Annotated in this window: 13 protein-coding genes and 1 pseudogene; 9 read left to right on the top strand and 5 right to left on the bottom strand. The window is 57.9% G+C overall.

The window, feature by feature from the left end; genetic code table 11:
• Positions 1 to 82: 82 nt before the first annotated feature.
• The 4 genes from DTW89_RS07745 (at position 83) to DTW89_RS07730 (ending at position 6125) form a co-directional block, all read left to right on the top strand.
• Positions 83 to 2338: an McrB family protein gene (locus DTW89_RS07745; RefSeq protein WP_114655518.1), complete on the top strand. Its 2256-nt coding sequence runs from the start codon at positions 83 to 85 to the stop codon at positions 2336 to 2338.
• Positions 2298 to 3887, top strand: coding sequence for a DUF2357 domain-containing protein (locus tag DTW89_RS07740; RefSeq protein WP_114655517.1), 1590 nt, complete (start codon positions 2298 to 2300; stop codon positions 3885 to 3887). Before DTW89_RS07745 ends, DTW89_RS07740 begins: the two co-directional genes overlap by 41 nt.
• A gap of 422 nt (positions 3888 to 4309) precedes the next feature.
• Positions 4310 to 4759, top strand: coding sequence for a helix-turn-helix domain-containing protein (locus DTW89_RS07735; RefSeq protein WP_161555631.1), 450 nt, complete (start codon positions 4310 to 4312; stop codon positions 4757 to 4759).
• Positions 4749 to 6125, top strand: a complete 1377-nt coding sequence (locus DTW89_RS07730; RefSeq protein WP_114655515.1) for a type II toxin-antitoxin system HipA family toxin — start codon at positions 4749 to 4751, stop codon at positions 6123 to 6125. The genes DTW89_RS07735 and DTW89_RS07730 overlap by 11 nt, the downstream gene beginning before the upstream one ends.
• Positions 6126 to 6284: 159 nt before the next feature.
• On the opposite strand, the gene DTW89_RS19510 is transcribed toward DTW89_RS07730, so the two are convergent.
• Genes DTW89_RS19510 through DTW89_RS19895 form a run of 5 tightly spaced genes read right to left on the bottom strand, consistent with a single transcriptional unit; the run spans position 6285 to position 13267 of the window.
• Entirely contained in the window at positions 6285 to 7424 is a 1140-nt protein-coding gene (locus tag DTW89_RS19510) for a Wadjet anti-phage system protein JetD domain-containing protein (RefSeq protein WP_201740964.1), read from the bottom strand.
• The gene (locus tag DTW89_RS07720; protein WP_114655514.1) at positions 7421 to 11053 is read right to left on the bottom strand and encodes an SbcC/MukB-like Walker B domain-containing protein; all 3633 of its coding nucleotides are present in this window, start codon (positions 11051 to 11053) and stop codon (positions 7421 to 7423) included. The genes DTW89_RS19510 and DTW89_RS07720 overlap by 4 nt, the downstream gene beginning before the upstream one ends.
• Positions 11050 to 11721, bottom strand: a complete 672-nt coding sequence (locus tag DTW89_RS07715; protein WP_114655513.1) for a DUF4194 domain-containing protein — start codon at positions 11719 to 11721, stop codon at positions 11050 to 11052. Before DTW89_RS07715 ends, DTW89_RS07720 begins: the two co-directional genes overlap by 4 nt.
• The gene (locus DTW89_RS07710) at positions 11718 to 13148 is read right to left on the bottom strand and encodes a Wadjet anti-phage system protein JetA family protein (RefSeq protein WP_236637072.1); all 1431 of its coding nucleotides are present in this window, start codon (positions 13146 to 13148) and stop codon (positions 11718 to 11720) included. Before DTW89_RS07710 ends, DTW89_RS07715 begins: the two co-directional genes overlap by 4 nt.
• Positions 13145 to 13267, bottom strand: a complete 123-nt coding sequence (locus tag DTW89_RS19895; protein ID WP_269089835.1) for a hypothetical protein — start codon at positions 13265 to 13267, stop codon at positions 13145 to 13147. Before DTW89_RS19895 ends, DTW89_RS07710 begins: the two co-directional genes overlap by 4 nt.
• A 407-nt stretch (positions 13268 to 13674) precedes the next feature.
• Between DTW89_RS19895 and DTW89_RS07705 the strand changes: the two genes are divergently transcribed.
• From DTW89_RS07705 to DTW89_RS07685, 5 genes and pseudogenes are all read left to right on the top strand, one after another.
• Complete coding sequence (locus DTW89_RS07705) at positions 13675 to 14004, top strand: hypothetical protein (RefSeq protein WP_114655511.1); 330 nt, start codon at positions 13675 to 13677, stop codon at positions 14002 to 14004.
• Positions 14005 to 14247: 243 nt separating this feature from the next.
• On the top strand, positions 14248 to 15018 hold the full coding sequence (locus DTW89_RS07700) for a hypothetical protein (protein WP_114655510.1): 771 nt from the start codon (positions 14248 to 14250) through the stop codon (positions 15016 to 15018).
• Positions 15015 to 17003 (top strand): DDE-type integrase/transposase/recombinase, encoded by a 1989-nt coding sequence (locus DTW89_RS07695; RefSeq protein WP_114655509.1) that lies wholly within the window; start codon positions 15015 to 15017, stop codon positions 17001 to 17003. The genes DTW89_RS07700 and DTW89_RS07695 overlap by 4 nt, the downstream gene beginning before the upstream one ends.
• Positions 17000 to 17959: a TniB family NTP-binding protein gene (locus DTW89_RS07690; protein WP_114655508.1), complete on the top strand. Its 960-nt coding sequence runs from the start codon at positions 17000 to 17002 to the stop codon at positions 17957 to 17959. The genes DTW89_RS07695 and DTW89_RS07690 overlap by 4 nt, the downstream gene beginning before the upstream one ends.
• A 74-nt stretch (positions 17960 to 18033) precedes the next feature.
• Positions 18034 to 18197, top strand: a pseudogene (locus DTW89_RS07685) (IS5/IS1182 family transposase); the annotation flags it as partial.

The following is an 18197-nucleotide window of genomic DNA, read 5'->3' as shown; positions in this document are numbered from 1 at the left end:
CTCTCATTGCAATGTGGCCTGAGCCATCGCACACAATCATCAGACATATAAATTGTCCGAAGAGACACCCATAGGAAACTCAATGTCAGGACCACTCGAAACCGATGCCACCCTGCGGGCTGCCATCGATTCTGTCGACAAAACTGTTGCCATGACCCAAGAGGCCAAAGGCTGGGCAGACAGTCTTTCGACCTTTCTCAAAAAGGTAAAAAAGGATATTCCCGCTGCATTGCAGTCGGAGACCTATCTCAAGTCGCTCTGGGACGACACAACCATTTCCTCCACGGGCAACGGTAGCGTCATCATTGCGCCAGCCATGGCGAACGAAGCGTTCCGACAGTGGTTTTTCCAAAAAGTGGCGACCCCGTTAAGTGCGGACCTGATTGAAGCTCAAAATTACTTGGTCGATTTTCATGACGAAACCAAAAAGCGATTGAAGGACCTGTGCGGTCGGACTCCGCATCTCAAGGTCAACCGCGTCTTTTGTGCAATATATCCAGAGCATTTCACCACCATTGCTGATGAAGGTGCCATACGGTTCCTTCACAGGTCCATGGGCGGCGGCAAAAGTGACCACATAGTTCACATTCACCACGCTATTAAGAACCGGATTGATAGCCTGCTTGGTTCCGTCACGGTGGGTGATTTTTCTGCCGAATTTTGCGCCCGCCTGAGTCTGCCTTGGTACTTGTACGAGAAGACCATGAGCGAGTTGGACCCAAACCAACCGAGTCCCCAACCACGTCCCAGCGAGGCTTTGAACCCTTTGCCAGCGGTACTACGCCGCAAGGGCCTGACCGCCATCAAAGGCAATTTCAGCGCTCTTCTAGAGTTGCTGCCGGAGCTACAAGAAGGTTTATCTCGCGTCGAGTTCGAAGACCTTATTGCACAACGAAATCCCGGTCTGCTCAAAGCAAGTATCGGGGTCAACATCAACTCACTTTCTCGCGAATTTGACCTCTGTCGACGGCAGGGGGACGACTATTTCCTCAGTCCACGAGGAATAAACTTGCTTGAGACTCGTGACCCTGACGAGCTCTGCGACCATTTGCTGACCCGTATCTTTGGCATAGACCACGTGCTGGTTTACCTTGGGGATAGCCCGGAAGCAAAAGCGAAATTGATTTCCGTACTCCAGGCCGCGCATCCAAGCTGGACGTCAACCTACGCCCCCAACGCCTTGCTTTCATGGCTCTCCAGTCTGAATGTCATTGAGACTGGAAGCGATGGCAAGTTGCACCTCACCGAGCGTGGACAGCGTTGGCGTTCACAAGTGAATTGGGAACCTGAATCCACCAAGCCCGAAAACGTCATAGACAAACAGAAGCCGCTCGGTCCAGTGCATACGCTACTGCCGGACAAGGCGATATTGACAAAGAGGCTGCAAGACCGACTCAACGGACGCATGGTCTTTGACGAAAAACTTGTGAACCAGCTGCACGCCGGTCTATGGTCACATCCCGTAAGGCACTTCGCAGTGTTGACAGGTATATCGGGCTCTGGAAAAACGCAGCTTGCACTCAACTACGGGCTTGCCTTATGCAATGACCCGAGCAATGAGCAATCCAGAGTCAAGGTGATACCCGTACACCCTGGTTGGTACGACCCTTCACACCTTCTTGGCTATGTCAACCCGCTCCAAGAGGCGTCATACCACTCAACACCATTTTTGGACTTACTGCTGCGTGCGGTGGACGACCCGGAACAGCCATATATCGCCATCCTGGATGAGATGAACTTGTCTCATCCTGGGCAGTATCTGGCACCAATACTGTCGGCCATGGAAACCCATGGTTGGATTGAGTTGCACCAGATGGATGAAAACCAGGTTCAGGTCCAGCAGCGCATCAAGTATCCCGCCAATCTCGCCATCGTCGGTACGGTCAACATGGATGAGACCACGCACGGTTTGTCCGACAAGGTTCTAGACCGTGCATTCACGCTGGAATTTTGGGAAATTGATGTCCACGCTTTTCCTGGCTGGAACGACAACGCTCTGTCGAATGAAATCAAAACCAAAACTCGGGAGCTTTTGCATGCGCTCAACCAAGCCCTCGCGCCGGTGCGCATGCATTTTGGTTGGCGAACCATTTCGGATGTGATTGAGTACCTCCAGTTCACAAATACTTTTGCTGGGAGTGTGGAGTCAGCATTGGATGATGTGGTGTACGCAAAAGTCCTCCCGAAGCTCAGAGGGGACAGCTCACCGCGATTTGAGCAGGCGCTTAAAGCTACCCATGAATGCCTGACGTCAATGGGGCTTTCACGTTGCAGTGGCAAGGTGAAGGAAATGCGCAATGACTTGGAAGAATCAGGTTCGACACGGTTTTGGCGCTGACGTGACGCCTGTCCTTGAGATTCGGCACGGGTCCGGCAATGAACTGTTGGCCTCGGTGGCCAATGGAGGCATGGCCGCAGGCTTGCACGAGGGAACCGTTTACCAGCTTAGCTGCACTGCGCCAAGTGCAAACCTCTACATTGACGATGTCCTGATACCCCCAACAGCTATCGGACGTCATTCCTGGACACCGGCTTTCTTTGCAGGTTTTGTTTCCGTCATTGCTGAAGATGTAACCGGCAAGGTTGCTGAGTTCGGTCTTCACGTCTCGCCTCAGGCATCAAAAGCTAGCGATGAGCAGTTCGTGCAAATGGTTGAGGCGATTCGAGACTTCGACCAGACGCTGTTGGCAGGCGTTGCGTCTGCGGCCATGGCGCTTGGCAAGGAAGGCCATGCAGGATTGCTTACGGCCAACATTCAACTCCAAAGATTGCGCCGGTATGGTCCGATGTTTGTGGAGGCGGTTTCATCCATCGTGCGCTCGCCTCACCGCAGCCTCACTGCCGAGTCGCGCATGCTCCCATTGGCTCGGATTCGCCAAGTGCATCCGAGTGTGATGCGCGACCGACGAGTAGTCGCTCTTGCTACATCGTCCAGATTGGATGGCGAAGAACTTGATACCCTCCAAATCCGCAGCCACACTTCAACCCCTACCTTCGACACCCCGGCCAATCGGGCACTGCTGGCCTTGCTACGTCGAGTGCATGCTCGCACCCGATTGCTTGAAGGCAAGGTCCAACGCTGTGAACTCAAGGGTGACAAGGATGAGCAAGCACTGCGCAGCACTCGGCGGCTGGCAGCACTGAACCAGCTTTCTGAACGGCTACGCGCACTTTGCCGGATGGAACCGTTTTCTGAGCTTTCGCCTTATGTTGAAGTTACAGCGGCCGGACTTACCCAAGTAGCTGCAAATCCTTCCTACAACCGCACATATCGTTTGGGTTGTTTGGCCTTAGCCTCTGGACTAGAGGGAATTCAAAAGGACAAAGTCAATGTTAATTACAGCTGGGGCATCTACGAGACGTGGTGCTTCTTAGCTGTGTTGCAGTGCATGCGAAGTCTAGGGCTTACTCTGATTCCAACGGTTTCAGCGCTGGTGAAATCTGACTTGGCCTACAGTGCAAGCCTGTCAAAGCACAGGTCAATCGAGCTTCACTTCCAACCCAAGTTTCCTTCCATCGAACCCTCTAAGGGAAAAGTGTGTTGGAGCATTTCCAGGGAACGATACCCCGACATCCTCCTGGTTGACGTAAATGGGGGTGATGTTCGCTCCATGGTGCTCGATGCCAAGTGGCGCAGTGGCAGAACGAATCTGCTGGAGGCCATGGAATCTGTTCACATCTATCACGATGCCCTGAGGACATCAGGCAACGCCCCAAGCCCCTGCCTTCTGCTTGTACCCGGTGATGCGGATGTCCCTGCATTGGCCGCCAAAAGCTACATTGAGTCGAATCAAGTCGGCGCGGTGTATGAATTTGGCGTGGAGGGCGGTGGCCAGAACCAACTTACTCAGGTACTGCAAGAATGGGTCGGACCGTTTAAAACCTGAAGTAGCTGATGCTCGAACTTTTAAGTTGCCCTCTGGTATGAGAACGATGGCAAGGCATCCGCCTTCCTCGAAGTAGAAGCCGATTTCGGCTGCTTCGCTAGCGTGGGCCATCCCCGCGTCGAAACACTCCAGTCCATCCTTGGTTGTCCTGTCAGGGATAGCCAGGACTTGGGCGAAGTCCTGTAGACAAAGGATATTATGTCGCCAATAACAGTCATTGTCCGCTACAGTGATTGTTATTAGCGACATCGCAGGCAGTGGGCTCGCCTTTGCCACCATCGAATTCAATGAGAAATTGACCGTAATCACAGTCCTTATACGTGACAAGGACTGCGATTGCAGACGCAGCCATCTGCGCCATGTCACAGCCCGGCCGGTTACTGCCGCCTTGCAGCAACGGGTTCCACCTTTACGGGAAATCCATGAAATATGACGAATCACTCCGCACGCCTGAAGTCCGCCTGAAAGAGGCAGAGCAGATTGGCGCCCAGCTCCGCACACTGCGCATTGCGCGCGGCATGACCCAGAGTGCGGCGGCAGCGCGCGCAGGTGTTTCTCGGTCCACCGCGGTACTGCTGGAGAAGGGGGACGAAAGCCGCACGCTCTCGCAGGTCCTGCGCTACTTGCACGCCCTGGAGCCCGAGCTGACCCTGGCTGGCTTACTGACAGGCAAATCGGCTGCCGTGCGTGTCTTCAATGAAGCTCCCCGCGTCCAGCGCGTCTACAAGTCGAATGCAAGCGCTGGACGCAAGGACCTGGTCTCCGCTTTTCGTATCAAAAGCGGGTCCAAGGCGACCTTCAGGTCTGATGCGGGGCAACCTACCGAAATGAACGCCAAGCGCAAGGCTGAAAAGGACCCGTATGACTTCTGACCGCAACCCCTATGCCCGTCCCCCAAGTGAAGTTGTCGTGTTCGCACACGTGGCGGATGAGCATGGCGCTGACTTCGTGCCAGCGGGTTCGCTGGAAGGCGCAAACACCCCGCAGCCTGTTTTCGTCTACGGCAAGCGTTACGTGCAGCGCCCCTATGCAGTCGAGGTGGACCCCGTCGCCTTGCCACTGAAGGATGAGGAAGGTGGAGCCAAGCGCTTTGTCTTGGCTGGACTCACGGAGTTCGGGGGAATCCGCGACGCGGCCCCGGATGCCTGGGGGCGTAGGGTCATTGAGAACAAGCTCAAGGTGGCAGTAAACAAGCTGCCGGAAGTGGCCTATCTCTTGGAAGCGGGCTCAGACCGGGTGGGCGCCTTGGATGTACGCCTCGCGCGGGATTCCGAGGCTACGGCCCCGGTTTCCGCCGAGATGGACCTGGCGCGCCTTATGGAGGCGGCGGACCGCATCGAGAATGAGGAACACGTTGGGGAGGACCTCGCCATCTACTTCGGAAGCCTTGGCAGCGCCGGCGGCGCGCGTCCTAAGGCTTCGGTGCGCACCGATGACGGTGTTCTCTGGCTTGCCAAGTTCCCATCCAAGTCAGACCGCGCCTGTAACGCTGTCCTCGAAGCTGGTGCATTGGAGCTTGCACGTGCCGCGGGGCTTCGTGTGCCTCCCGTGAAGGTCAAGCAGGTAGGCCATGCCAAGGTGCTGTTCATTCGGCGATTCGACCGCTACTGGGCGGAGCCTGGGGTCGTTCCGAACCCCGACAAAGAAAGTTGGGAGCCGTTGGAGGGACCTAGAGGCCTGCAGGCTATCGAAGGCCGCATAGGCTTTTGCTCGGCACTCACTCTCATGGGCATCGATGAGCATGATGCAACACGTAGCTCCTACAAGGCCCTGGCAGAGCAAATGCGCGCCCGCGCGCTCCCTGGGTACCTAGCGCGGGACTTGCGTGAGCTGTTCAAGCGGCAGGCGCTCAACATCTTCGTCACTAACACTGATGACCACTTGCGCAATCACGGATTCCTGTACCAGGTAGCAGCAAAAGGATGGACCCTCAGCCCGCTCTATGACGTGCTCCCCATGAGCGTTGTTGCCCAGGAACGGATGCTGCACTTGGAGGTTGGGGAAAGGGGCAGGCTAGCCACCCTGGACAACCTGATGACCCACTGGGCTGTGTACTTTTCGAGCAGGATGGAAGCGCTGAAGGCGCTGCACGAGGTGTGGCTGGTGGCGCGTGCGTGGAAGCCGTTTTTCGAGAAGTTCGATGCGTCTCAAAAGGACATGGCGCACCTAGAGGGGGCCCTTCGGAGGCTGGACCAAATTGCATCTCCAGAGCTTGAGAAGACGCTGCGGGGTTCCTAGGGCTCAAGCTCTTGAGAGAGTCCACAAGCCGCTGGAATTCGCGATGGCGCATGGTTCGGCATCTTAGCCACCAACACGATTAGGTGACAGAGCCTTCATAAAACATCGCGAAATAGCGCGAATGCGTTCCCGCGCGTAACAGGACCAACACTTAACCGACTAAAGGGAGAAAAGCTCCTGGTCGACGAAGCCTCGACCGAGCAGGGGTAGCAACTGCGCATCCGCATATCCACAGCCAGTGCTTGCTAGTGGTTGCTGCCCGCGCTTGTCAGCCGCTTCAGGCTGGTGGCCACGCCCATCAAGCAGGATTGCACGCATTGGGGCGTAGCCCGGCTCCCAGGCGCCCACTTCCCGGAACGTTTCACGGAGGGTCCGGAGAATACGCATGCCTGACCAGTCAAGGTCACCCCAAAACCACGCTGGTAGGCTCGGGGAATCCGAGAATAGCCACTTCTCGAAAGTCTCATGCGATATCGCAGCAAGCGAGCCCTGTCGCGCATAGAACAGAGACACGCCCTGCGCGCTGCGAAGTCGCTTGGCAGTCGCTTTAAATCCTGAAGCGTAGACCAGGGCCAACCCTTGATACACCGACGACCCGCTTCGGATGGCCTTTTCAAAGGACATCAAGTTTTCGATGAATAGGACACCTTGCATCTGCCCAGTCGGCAGCATGACCTGTAGCTGGATGGGCGACTCGGGGAACGGGCACTCGTCAAGCCCTAAGACGGCGGCTACCAGCGCCTGACGGCTGTCTAGCACTTTGGACATACCCCAGAACAGACGGGAAGACACCTCCCTCAGCAACATTCCACTGTCGGCAAGGCCAGGTAGCTGGTTTAAGCATTCGACGATGTCGCGAGGGCTGCGCCCCTCAATCTCAATGCAGTAGCCTGTAGCCGTCCTCTTGGACTCCGTTGAAGCCTGCAGATACGCAGCTACCGCCTCACGCCACAGCTCTCCTGCACCCTTGGCACGGGTAGGGCGGTTAACCGCTTCGCGAACAGCTGCAACGTTGATGACCGTGAGCCGCGGTGCTTGAGAGTATCCCGATAGCGACCGGCCTGCGGTACTGGGCCGGACATCAAACCACCCCCAGCGGCACATATCGATGACATGTTCCCAAAGCTCCTCCTTGGTCGACTCGAATGACGCTTGATACAACGTCGGCCACGTGCGCTCTCCAAGTGCAATCGACTGTGCCTTCTCTGCTCCACGCACCTCGGCCGCGTCCAGACGGTCAACTACCAGCCGTAGCAACGACTGAATAGGCTCCGACACCAACCAAAGAGGCTGGCTCACTTTTCGGAGATAACCGCGGTTGCGGTTTCTTTGGCTTCGAAGGCAAGACGGGCCTGTTCTCTCATTTCGGCACGCTGCTCCTCCCACAGCACGCGCATGCGGTCCTTCTTGAAAACGCGTTCGTCGTACTCCAGTACGAAGTCGAGCTCCCCGTTTTCATCAACGTTCACGCGGCTGTAGCTGTACTCGCGGTCAAACTCCGGCCGAAGGCCGCCCGCGCTGCGCGTGGGCATGGCGCTGACCACCTGAAGGTCAAGGGTGTCCCGCAGGTAGCGCAACACAGCACGAGCACGCGTTTCATCCATCTTGGAGAACGACTCGTCACTCACCAGTAGGCGTAGGCTCGGGCCCTTGTCAAACAGTTTCATTCGGTTGGTCACCACCGCCGCGCGGACTATGTAGGCTGGCGTTTCGAGCTGGCCGCCGGAACCAGTGCCCCAGGTTGATAGTGCGATACGCCCCCCGCTGTCGGTCTCGTTCCAGATTTCGTATCGCCGGTAGTTGCGGTAGTCCGCGACGCGCAAAAGCTCCCGACCGGCACGGTCTTGGTCAGGGTCCAGCAGCAGCTTCACCAGCCGGTCACGCACCTCCACGTGCTTTGGCGAAAGCTCGGTCTCACCGAATAGGTCCACCGTATCGGGGGAGTCCGCCAGCTCGGCGACGGCCCCGAAGAAGCTGTAATAGTCCTGAAATTCTGGCTCCCACTTGGACCAGTCAATGGTGAAGCGGTCGGTGCCGAACTTCAGCTTCTGCAGCTCAAGATTCAACTGCTTCAGGGTGCGGACGCCCTCATCGACCTTGGTCTTGATTTCGACGCAGAACTGCTTGGTGAAGACGTCGTGGAAAGAGCGCTCCGCCTTCTCCACCTCGCCTCGGTTGTGATACAGGCCGATGCCCTTCAGGTCGGCGTGCAACTGGGTGACCGAACGACCCAGGACCACCAGAGGGCCGTAGTACGGGTCAAAGGTAGTGACGTCGTGCAGGTGCGGGAGGGCTGCCAGGAAACGCTCTTCCGCACGCGCCTGGGCGTTGTAGTCGGCCAGCGCTTCGCGAACGTCACCCAAGAGCTGCTCCGGCTGGACACGCAACACATTTGCACGCGCCTGTACGCCGGCGACGTCGACCGTGCTGGACGCCATCATGTCTTCCACCTGCTGAGACAGTACCGTATACGTCTTTTCAGCGTTGGCCTCACACAAGTGCTTCATGCGCTGAATCTGCGTTTCCAGTGCGCCAAAGCGGCCGTCGCGCCGCCCCATGATGCCGGCAATGACTTGCTGCGCTTGCATGACGCGCTGCCCGGCTAGGGTCTCCTCCCTCTGGGCCTTCTCGATTTCACCTTGGTGGTGCGCAAGCTGCTTCTCCAGCGCTTCAAGGTGCTTCTCCAGCTGCGTGACTTCGGTGAGGTCCAACTGTTCGAGCGAACGACGTGAGTGGTCGATATCTGCGGCCGCCGCAGTCAGGGGATGGGCGTCGAAGACGGGCTCTTTCAGGTTCTGCAGCGCACGACGCACGTCCATGAGCGTGTCCTGTAGCCCCTCCAGACGGGTCACCTCGCGCTCGGCACTTTCCAGCTGGCGGGTAGTTTCTTCCAGCGAACGCTCGCGAGCCTTACGGCCGAAGACCAAGTCCTTGGCCTCGCAGACGTACATCGTGCGCGAACCGGCACCCTTGCCATCCTTGGTCACGCCGCGGGCCGTGTTGCGCAGCTGTGCCACACTCTCCACCTTGATGGCGGAGCCCCACTGCTCGACGAGATAGGCCCGCGCAATCGGGTGCTCGGTTCGCAGCTCGTGAACAAGGGAGTCGCGCGGCAACCTTGACGGGTCGGCCTTCTCCAGGCATCGCTTGCCCTGGACCACACTGGAACGCGAGCCGATGCTGCGCAAGAAGTTGATGGTGGCTTCCTCGAACTCCGGCTTGACGATGAGGTTGAACCTCGCGTCACCCAAATAGCCCTCAATGGCCGGCTGCCAGTCTTCCGAAATTGGAGATACCAAGTCGCACAAGACCTCGACATTCGCCTCTGGCAATTCCTGGCGAATGCGTGACAGCGCTAGCACCGTGCCGCGGTTGTAGTTGCTGGCACCAGATGCAAGTCGCTCCTTCTTTGCAGCCAGCTCGTTCACGGACACCTTGGCTGCTTGGATTCGCTCTGACAGCGTCGACGCCTCAGCAGCGATGGCCATGGCGACGCTCTCCTCGGTGCCGACCAAGGCATCGTGCATGGAGCCCAGTCCGCCGTTGGCACCTTCAAAAGCGGGCGGCAGATGCAGCAGCTTGGCGACCACCAACTCCTTGTCCTCCGAGGCCGAAACCATGGAAGCGCGCAGGGCGTCCAGACGCTCGACAGAAAGTTGCCGCATCGCTTGAGCGACGGCCTGAATAGATTTTTTCAAGCGGGGAAATTGCTCCGGAATGGGCTTTCCGACCAGCAATTGCGCCACATTCTTGAGCTGTGCGGCCGAGAGCAGGTTGCGGGTGAGGGACTCCAGCGTAGTCTTGGCGATTCCGGTGGCGCGCAATAGGTTCTCTTCCAACCGTTCTTTTTCCCCGTGCGCCGCGATACCACTGAGCTTGGCACTGACCTCAATACGGCTCTTGTCCACTTTTTCTTTAAGCACGGTCTCGCTCGCGGCCTTGTTGCGGCAGCGCAGCGCCAGAGCTTCGTCTTCCTTGATGGCCAAGTCCAGTTCGGCGATGCGGGCGTCGTCAGCAGCCATGTACATCTTTGCGAGCAACAGGTCGTACTGCACCTGTTCCTCAAAGGCCTGACTTGCGCGGCCGATGAGCGTCTTCAGGTCTTTCAGGTGGTCGACCGTGCTCTGAATGCGCTGACCTTCCTGCCGCAGGGAGGTGACCTGACGCATCAGGTCACCAATACGGCTGATGCCTTCCTGTAGGAGCTTCGCGTCAAACTCCAGAATATCCTCACGCACGAGGTCGTGCACGGACCCAATGGGTTTATAGGCAATCGACTGCGTCCACGCTTTGGCAGCGTTTTGCGCCTCATCCCACGTTATGGAATTGCGTCCACGGAAGCGGCCGTATAGCGCGCATAGGTAGTCCCGCTTATGCGCGTCGAACGATGTGACCTTCGGAAAGCGAGCCTTCAGCCGTTTGTGAATGTCCTCGACAGGCACCCACTCGTTCTGGTCGGCGTCCTTGAGGAAGTCTTCGACGGACAGGATAGCGTCGTCCACAATGAGGAGCTCTAGCCGTTCCAGCTTTGGCTCACGACGGTCGCCGGTGGTGTCGACGCGGGCCGCAGCCGCGACCACTGCGGTAAATGCCTTGGTGGCCCCATCGTGCGGCCCAGGTCGGAACACCGCAGCCATGTAGCCCTGGGCTCCATCCTTTCTCGAAAAGAGGCTGACTTCCGCGCCGCATATAAAGGATTCGAGAGTGCGTTTGGTCTTGCCTCGGCGCTGGTTCTGCTGCACCTCGTCCTGACCTGGGTTGTAGGCCACAATGCCTTGGTACGCAGCCGTCATGACTGTTTGCAGGCCATCAAGCATGGTGGACTTACCCACGCCGGTAGGGCCGGTCAGCAACGTCATGTTGCTCATTTCGTAGTCGCCCGGGCGCAGTTGTCCCCAGTTGACCAGCACGAGTCGGTCGAGCTTCATTCCGCAGGGCCCTCGACGGTCTGTTCGATTTCAATGACGCCGTCCGCGTCCAAGGCGGCGGTGAGCGCGTCGTTGTTTACGACGCCCAGGATGGTGGGGCGGATGGCCAAAAGTGCATCCTCATCTCCGATAGAGAAGGTCGATGAGTAACCAAGCAGCCGATGGCGTCGCAACTCTGCGAGCAGGGCCATCTTTTCAGTCGCGCTAGAGGGAAGCGGGCGCTTCAGTTGGGTTTGAAGCGTCGCGGCGAGGTCTTCAAACCCAATGAGGGCTTCACCGGTTGGCTGGATGTCGCCGTTATTTAGCTTGTTTTGGTACAGGAAGCGCAAGGCCAGCGCCGCAGCCACGAAGTCCACCGATAGACGGGCCCGCAAGGAAGGCACGGCATCGTGCGGGTCCTCCTGCAGCCCGTCCACGACTGCGCCCGGGGCGTAGAGCCGGTAGAACTGGCTATTGGCGTCGCGGTGCAGGAAGAAACCGGCGACGTCGAAGAACTCCTCCAGCAACGCCTCGATACGACGCATGTCGTCATATAGCAGCTGCTCGGTGCGGTCTTCATCTCTGACGACGACGCCGAAAGCGAACAGCCTAGCTACGATTTCACGAAACCGTTCGGGCTTGACGTTGGCAACAGCAAGCTGCTCTCGCACGACCGTGGTGATATTCATTTTTTCAGGGCGATTTCGTAGTCGGAGCCGATATAGGAATCGTTTTCTAGACGGGTTGGCAGCTTGCGAACTTGGAAATCCCCACCTGCGTCGGTACGCGCGGCCTCGACGGCCTGCATAGCCTTGGTCACGTCACGTGCCGTACGGGCGGGAAGGGTAGATAACCTCAGTGGGTGCTGGAATAGACGTAGGTCCGCCCTTAGTGCCTGCGCTATTTCCTCATTTGAAATGGAAAACGCCTCTGATTCGGCGCGCGCCATCGCCGCAGCCAAACGCTCTTCCCGGCTGGGGCGCGGGCGAATTGAAACTGTGACTGCCTTGCGGCGTTGGCTCGCTGTGCGCAATTTGAAAGAGGACGGGTCCAGCAGCCGGACCTCAGAAGCGGCGATTCGCTCGCCAATGCCTCCCAGGAGCCTGCACTGGTCGTCAGGGGTTGACGCAGCGACCTTCTGGATGGCCGCAAGATAGGCGTGCCGTGACTGGCCGGCACGCAACATCATCGATTGCAAAGCCAAATCGTTGACCCGCTTCAAATACGTCTCCATCGCCTTCAGGAAGCCGGGTTGTTTGGATTCGCAGGCGGCATCGACCTTATCCTCAATAAGGTCGAGCATCCAGTCATAAAGTGAATTTCCAGAGAATTCTGCTACTGCCCAATGCGCGACGTCATGTAACTGCGAGTCCATTCGCTTGAACTTGGCCTCCGGCACCATTCGCAGCTTTTCAAGCTTCTGGCGGATAGCCTGACGGTTCAAGGTGGCGTTGTCCGAGGTGAGTTGGCGGGCGTAATCACGCTGGAAGCGGTCCAGAAATTCGACAAATTCGCTCCACTCGGTGTGCATCAATGCTGTCTGCATCAGGCTTCGAACTAGCTCTTGAAAGTAGTCGATGCCTTCGCTCAGGTCCTTAATTACGTTCTCTGCGTATTCGAACGCGTCGACGATGTCATGCGCGTCACCTTTGTCTTCCAACGCTGCATCCAATGCATTGCGGCAACCCCGCATGTTGCGCTGGCGACTGCGGCTAGGACGGTCCAGGGTCCAAATGGCCTCGGCGAAAAACTTGCCAGGACGAGAAAAGCGAAATGCATTCACCAGACCGTGACGGTCGGCGAAAACCTCAAGCCACCCGTCGGCCATCAGAACGCGAATGAGCACGGTTGTCAGTTGCTGCGGGTCATCAGCCTCCGGAACGTTGAACTCGTCCGCTGCGGCGTCCGCGATAACGTTGTCCTGATAATCCCGGACCACCGGCAGCAACAGCTCGCGCAACAGCTCGCGGTTAAGGTTCTGGTGTTGGTCCGCTGATGGACTGTGCAAACGCTGATAGAGAGCTCTCAGGCAAGCAACCACCAATTCGCGTCTGGAACTGTTGAGAGGGCGGAAAAATCGAGTGCGCTCGCCCTCGAAGAACAAAGGAATACTCACCGCGCCGCCCTTCCAAGGCGCGGCACGGTCGATGCTCTCGCATCCATCGCAACAAATGCCTCGAACTTGTCTAGCTCGATGCACTTGCGCTGCGACTCAAAGTCCTTAAGGCCACTCATGCTGGATATATATCAGCAATTCGTCTCCTCGCCAAAGCACACTGAGACGAAGAGCATTTAGGCAACCCTTCACGATTTTAAGTTGGGTGCCGTTCGCGGCTCTGGCCACAGAAAAAGTCCACAACTTAAGTTCTATCAGTGGTGCCTTCAACACTGCCAGCATCCGTAGCAGCCTGACGCTCAAAGTAATCCAATCTATGGCATGAGTAGAGCATGCCGAGTCAGTTTTGACCTTCAGCCCCGGGCGTCGAGTTCGGCGGGGTACCTATGCCTCGGCTGCTCACTGGAGCGGGGGGCGCTATGAAGGGAACTGGCTGCGACGTTTTGTACCTGGATTTTGATGGGGTAAGCGCCCCAAGTACCCAGCAAGAACTTACCTACAAGCTCGCACTTTTCGGAGGCGCGCCATGAACATACCTGACGACTTCCCGCGCCAACAAGACCCGGCAGCACTGAGCAGCGCTCATCCAAAGATTGCCGTGCGCCTTATCGACGGCAAGTACGTAGGTGGCCATACGCAGGCTGAGCTTGAAACGCGCTATGACGTATGCGTCGACCTGGTGACGCAGCTTGTCGCGTACTACCACCGCAAGAAGGTTCAACCGCCGGTCCGCACACCGGACGAACTACTCATGCGCATCGAGGAGGCGCTGGGACAGAAGGGATGGGGTCTTACGGCGGCGGAAATCGCTTGGTGTATACGCCAGGTGCGCGCTGCCATCCGGTCTGGCGGCTGAGTCAATGCTCCCCCGGCACAGGGTTGACCTCTATGCGTGGACTCCTTTCACCTCGGCTGAATCGGATTGCTGGAGCGAATTTCGTTGTCTCCAAGCAACGCCTGGGAAATATTTCCCGGCCGATATTCGCGGCCTGGCCCTGCGGTTTGTTTAGAAAGCGGCTCGCAATTTGTTTAGACCAAGGTCTAAAGCCGCGCTGTACCTACACCTCCCAGACACCTTTTTAGGGACTCACAGGAGGTCATGGATATGGGAAATAAGTACACAAATCGGCCTGGATTGCGCAATGCGGACACGGGCATTCGCAAAGTCGCATCCACATTCGGCAAGGCCGCTTTTCTTACGCACGCGCACAAAGCCCAAGGCACGCGGGCCGTTGAGAGCGACACGGAACGGTTCATTTCGAACATTCTGGGTTTCGAGCCATCGGCCAGGGCCTTTGAACCGCAACCATTTACGGTGGACTTGATAGGCGGAGCAATCCTGCGAACGCCGGAGCAACGCAGTGCGGCACGGGCCAAGAACAAGGGATTGGAAGGGCCCATCTTCTACACGCCGGATTTCGCGGTCACTTGGTCTGACGGGACGAAGGAAGCGCAGGAAATCAAACTCGACACCTTTCCCGGGGAGCCGGAGTACGAGCACAGGCTGCGCGTCGCCGCTGAAATTCTCTGGTCGCACGGGTACGGGTTTGCGAAGGTGGTCTTCCCGAGCTATTGGCAACACCCACTGCGGATGAATGTCCCCCTCATTCATCAAGCCGCCCTGCGTAAAGACCTATGCCCTCCTGACGCAACGTTCGAGCAAATTGAACAGCTTTTCAAAGCAGGCGCGACAACCGCAAAGGACTACTGCGCCGGTCTATCGATTTCGCCTCGCATGCTTCCAGTGCTCTTGGCATTCGGCGCACTCAGCATGGACATCGTCAAGCACCAGATACGCGGCGATGCCCCTGTCACGCCCGCCTATGGAGGTCTCGACCATCTTGAAATCTTGAGGAGGCTCGCACAATGAAACGGCATTTCTTGTCTGGTGATGAGTTGTTCGACACGGAATCCGAGCAGGTCACCATGGCGGTCCTCAGTCCTGTTCCGGTCGTCGGTCGCATCCGCGTTCTGGATGTTCAACGAAACATCGACCACTACGTGGAACTCGGCGACCTACGCGCACGCATCGGGGCTGGCAATCTCAAAATCCAGCGCAAGGGTGACCCCTTGGTTCCTGCCGCCTACCAGGATGACGAACAGCGGGACATCGCCCAACAAACGGCCATTCGTCTGTCACGCATGGTCAGTGACTTGACGACCTCCAAATGCATCAGTGCAAATCAGGCCTATCGAACACTCAAGGCCCAGCATGAGGATGCCCCTAACGACGGCAAGCCGTTCCCATCAAGAGCAACGCTGTACAGGTACTTGGAGAAACGCCGTAACGGCGTACCGGCGCTCATCGGCAACAAGAACAAAGGGAATCGACTTCCCCGCTACAGCGAGAGCGTCACAGCGATGGTATGCAAAGTCGCTGAAGAAAGCCTGCTGAAGCCCTCCTCTCGCTGGACGGTCCGCAGCCTCACCCAATTGGTCAACCAGGTGGCGCACGATGAGCAACTGCTTGGACCGACCTCCCACATCAGCCGCAAATATGTTCTCCGAGCCATTCAAGAAAACCTGAGTTCAGACATCGAACTCGACCGGCTCGACCCGCGGACGGCTGCTGCGGCCAAGTCGTTGGCCACAAAACGCATCCGCGTGTCGGCGCCGCTCATGCGCGTGGAGCAGGACGGACTTCACCTTCCTTGGGTCATACGAACTCCGCACGGAGAGACCAGAAATCTCTATCTGGTCCATGCGATTGATTGCCACACCGGTATACCCGTGGGGTGGCACTTTGTGGTGGGCTCACCCACCGTGTCCGACAGTCTCCGTTGCGTCGAATCCATCCTGTTTTCAAAGAAGGAGCGTTTTGCGGCTTTAGGGCTGGACCTCCCGATGGACTGCTATGGGACTCCAGCGCTGGTGGTCTGGGACAACGGCCCGGAGACCAAGGGTGAGCGCATGCAGCGGCTTACCAAGCTCGGCATCGACGCCATGCATTGCAAATCACGGCATGCACATGGCAAGCCATACATCGAACGTCTGAATCGCTCTTTGAAAGAAGCGCTGGAGACACTGCCGGGCTGCACACGCTTTGACGAGGTGGACGGACGCAGAGACCCCAAGGAACTCCAGGACCTGCCGATGACCCTCGCCGAACTCGAAAAATGGGTTGTGCGCTGGTACTTTGAGACGTGGGCGAACACGGAACTCCGGCGCCACGTTCACAGCGTTTTCACCGAGGAAAAGCGTCTCGGCACCACTCCCTGGCAACGTTGGAAAACGGTCGAACAGGAGCAAGGGTACGCCCTGCCGCTGCCGCCAGAGCTGGACGCCTGGCGCATGACTCTGTACGAACACGAAGTCAGAACACTGTCGCGAAAAACCGGCATCACCTACAAACAGTTCAATTTCAAGGGAGATAACCTTCGCTACCTCATCGCAAAGCATGGGGAAACCGAGGTGCAGTTGCTCGTCGACCCCGAGGATTTCCGGCGCATTTATGTCTCGCAGGGCGCAAGCCAACCGTTGATTGAGTTGGTCAATGAAGACGTCGACGAGGTCACGCCGGCTTATTCGTTTGAACAGGCCAAACAAATGGTGAAGGCGGCCTCTGACGGGAATGCCGAATCTGAAGAGGCCGCAGCGTTCAAACGCGATGTCTTCGCGCGCTCGCGGGAGACGTCTGCCAAAGCCGCCGCCGGTGGAAGTAAGAAAGTGAAGCAATCACGCGAAACCGCTGCGCGCGTCAAGGCGGTGAAAGCAATTGACCGCGCCCGGGACAATCCGCTGCCACCGGCCAGAACGGTCCACCAAGCCTCAACGGCGTCGCCTGTGGCAGCATCGTTTGATGACGTCGCAGCGCTTCCGGTTCTCAATCGCAAGACCGGAGACGACCAAGCATGAGCGCCGCCCTTGAACTGCGCCGCAGCATTGAAACCTGTGAGTTGCAGCATGCCGCGTTCTCGGAGCACTTGAAGCTGCTCAAGCGACGCGCAGACGATGCGCTGGCAGGCTATGCACCGAGACTCGAATGTGTGCTCGGACCATCCCGGGTCGGCAAGACCATGCTCATCAATGCGTTGGAGCGGGCCTACCCCTCGTCCAAGGTCGATGGGGTCCGTCGCGTTCCGGTGCTCACGGTGCCGGTGTCGCCTTCGATTTCACCACTGCTGCTGCCCATGAGCGTGCTCACCGCTCTGGGTGTGCCACTACCGCAACGCGGCATCACATCAGGCGTGATGTTCAATCGAATGGCGGACCAGTTGCGTCTTGCCGGTACAAGGGTGTTGCTGTTCGAAGAAGCCAGCCATCTGGTCGAGCCAGGGGCCCGACTTCCACCGCGCGCTGCCGGCGACTGGTTCAAGTCAGTCCTGGAGAACCTCGGCATCACGGTGATGCTTTTCGGGGTACCACGGCTTGAGCGGCTGTTCGCAAGCAACGAGCAGTTGCGTCTGCGGGCGTCAGCCCGGCGCGAGTTCCGACCCTACAACTTTCAAAGCGTAGAGGAGCAGCGCGCGTTTGCGTCCTGTGTTCTGACGTATGCCGAGCTGTTTCGCCAATCCGGTTGGCCCATTGACGTGCCGCGCGATGTGCTGGTGAAGCATTGCTACCTGCTGAGCGGTGGCCTGGTGGGCGTTCTGAGTCGGTTCATGCAGGAACTGGCCTGCCAGATGGCCTACGAGACGCCGCGCACTCTGAACTTCGAAGACTGCGCAACTACCGTGAAACTGATTGAAAGTGCCGGCCATCCGCACTGCCCGCCCTTCGCTCGCGAAACGGTCTCCGCCATCGAACTGAACCAAGCGCATGCCCATGTGCTGGAAATCAACGATATGCCGATGCGCAAAGCCCTGTCTTGAACCCCACAAAAAACTAATACTAAGGCAATGCTGATCAAGGTCCACCGTTGTCGCTTCTCAAACGTTATCCGCAGATGAAGCAGCAGACCCTGGCAATGGCCGCAGATCAAGACAACGGATTCGAGCAGTCGCGCAAGCCCACCCGACGTGAAGAGTTCTTGCGGACCATGGAGACAATAGTGCCTTGGGCCGCCCTGTGCCAGGTGATAGAGCCGCACTACCCCAAGGCCGGCAACGG

Origin of the sequence: Acidovorax sp. BoFeN1 (assembly GCF_003345135.1) — a bacterium.
GTDB lineage: Bacteria > Pseudomonadota > Gammaproteobacteria > Burkholderiales > Burkholderiaceae_C > Acidovorax > Acidovorax defluvii.
This window is presented reverse-complemented; position numbering and strand designations above follow the sequence as displayed.

What these genes read in the sequence shown, in the direction of transcription:
- DTW89_RS07745 (WP_114655518.1), top strand. Translation starts at nt 83, where the DNA reads ATGTCAGGACCACTCGAAACCGATGCCACCCTGCGGGCTGCCATCGAT.
- DTW89_RS07740 (WP_114655517.1), top strand. Translation starts at nt 2,298, where the DNA reads ATGACTTGGAAGAATCAGGTTCGACACGGTTTTGGCGCTGACGTGACG.
- DTW89_RS07735 (WP_161555631.1), top strand. Translation starts at nt 4,310, where the DNA reads ATGAAATATGACGAATCACTCCGCACGCCTGAAGTCCGCCTGAAAGAG.
- DTW89_RS07730 (WP_114655515.1), top strand. Translation starts at nt 4,749, where the DNA reads ATGACTTCTGACCGCAACCCCTATGCCCGTCCCCCAAGTGAAGTTGTC.
- DTW89_RS07720 (WP_114655514.1), bottom strand. Translation starts at nt 11,053, where the DNA reads ATGAAGCTCGACCGACTCGTGCTGGTCAACTGGGGACAACTGCGCCCG.
- DTW89_RS07715 (WP_114655513.1), bottom strand. Translation starts at nt 11,721, where the DNA reads ATGAATATCACCACGGTCGTGCGAGAGCAGCTTGCTGTTGCCAACGTC.
- DTW89_RS19895 (WP_269089835.1), bottom strand. Translation starts at nt 13,267, where the DNA reads ATGAGTGGCCTTAAGGACTTTGAGTCGCAGCGCAAGTGCATCGAGCTA.
- DTW89_RS07705 (WP_114655511.1), top strand. Translation starts at nt 13,675, where the DNA reads ATGAACATACCTGACGACTTCCCGCGCCAACAAGACCCGGCAGCACTG.
- DTW89_RS07700 (WP_114655510.1), top strand. Translation starts at nt 14,248, where the DNA reads ATGGATATGGGAAATAAGTACACAAATCGGCCTGGATTGCGCAATGCG.
- DTW89_RS07695 (WP_114655509.1), top strand. Translation starts at nt 15,015, where the DNA reads ATGAAACGGCATTTCTTGTCTGGTGATGAGTTGTTCGACACGGAATCC.
- DTW89_RS07690 (WP_114655508.1), top strand. Translation starts at nt 17,000, where the DNA reads ATGAGCGCCGCCCTTGAACTGCGCCGCAGCATTGAAACCTGTGAGTTG.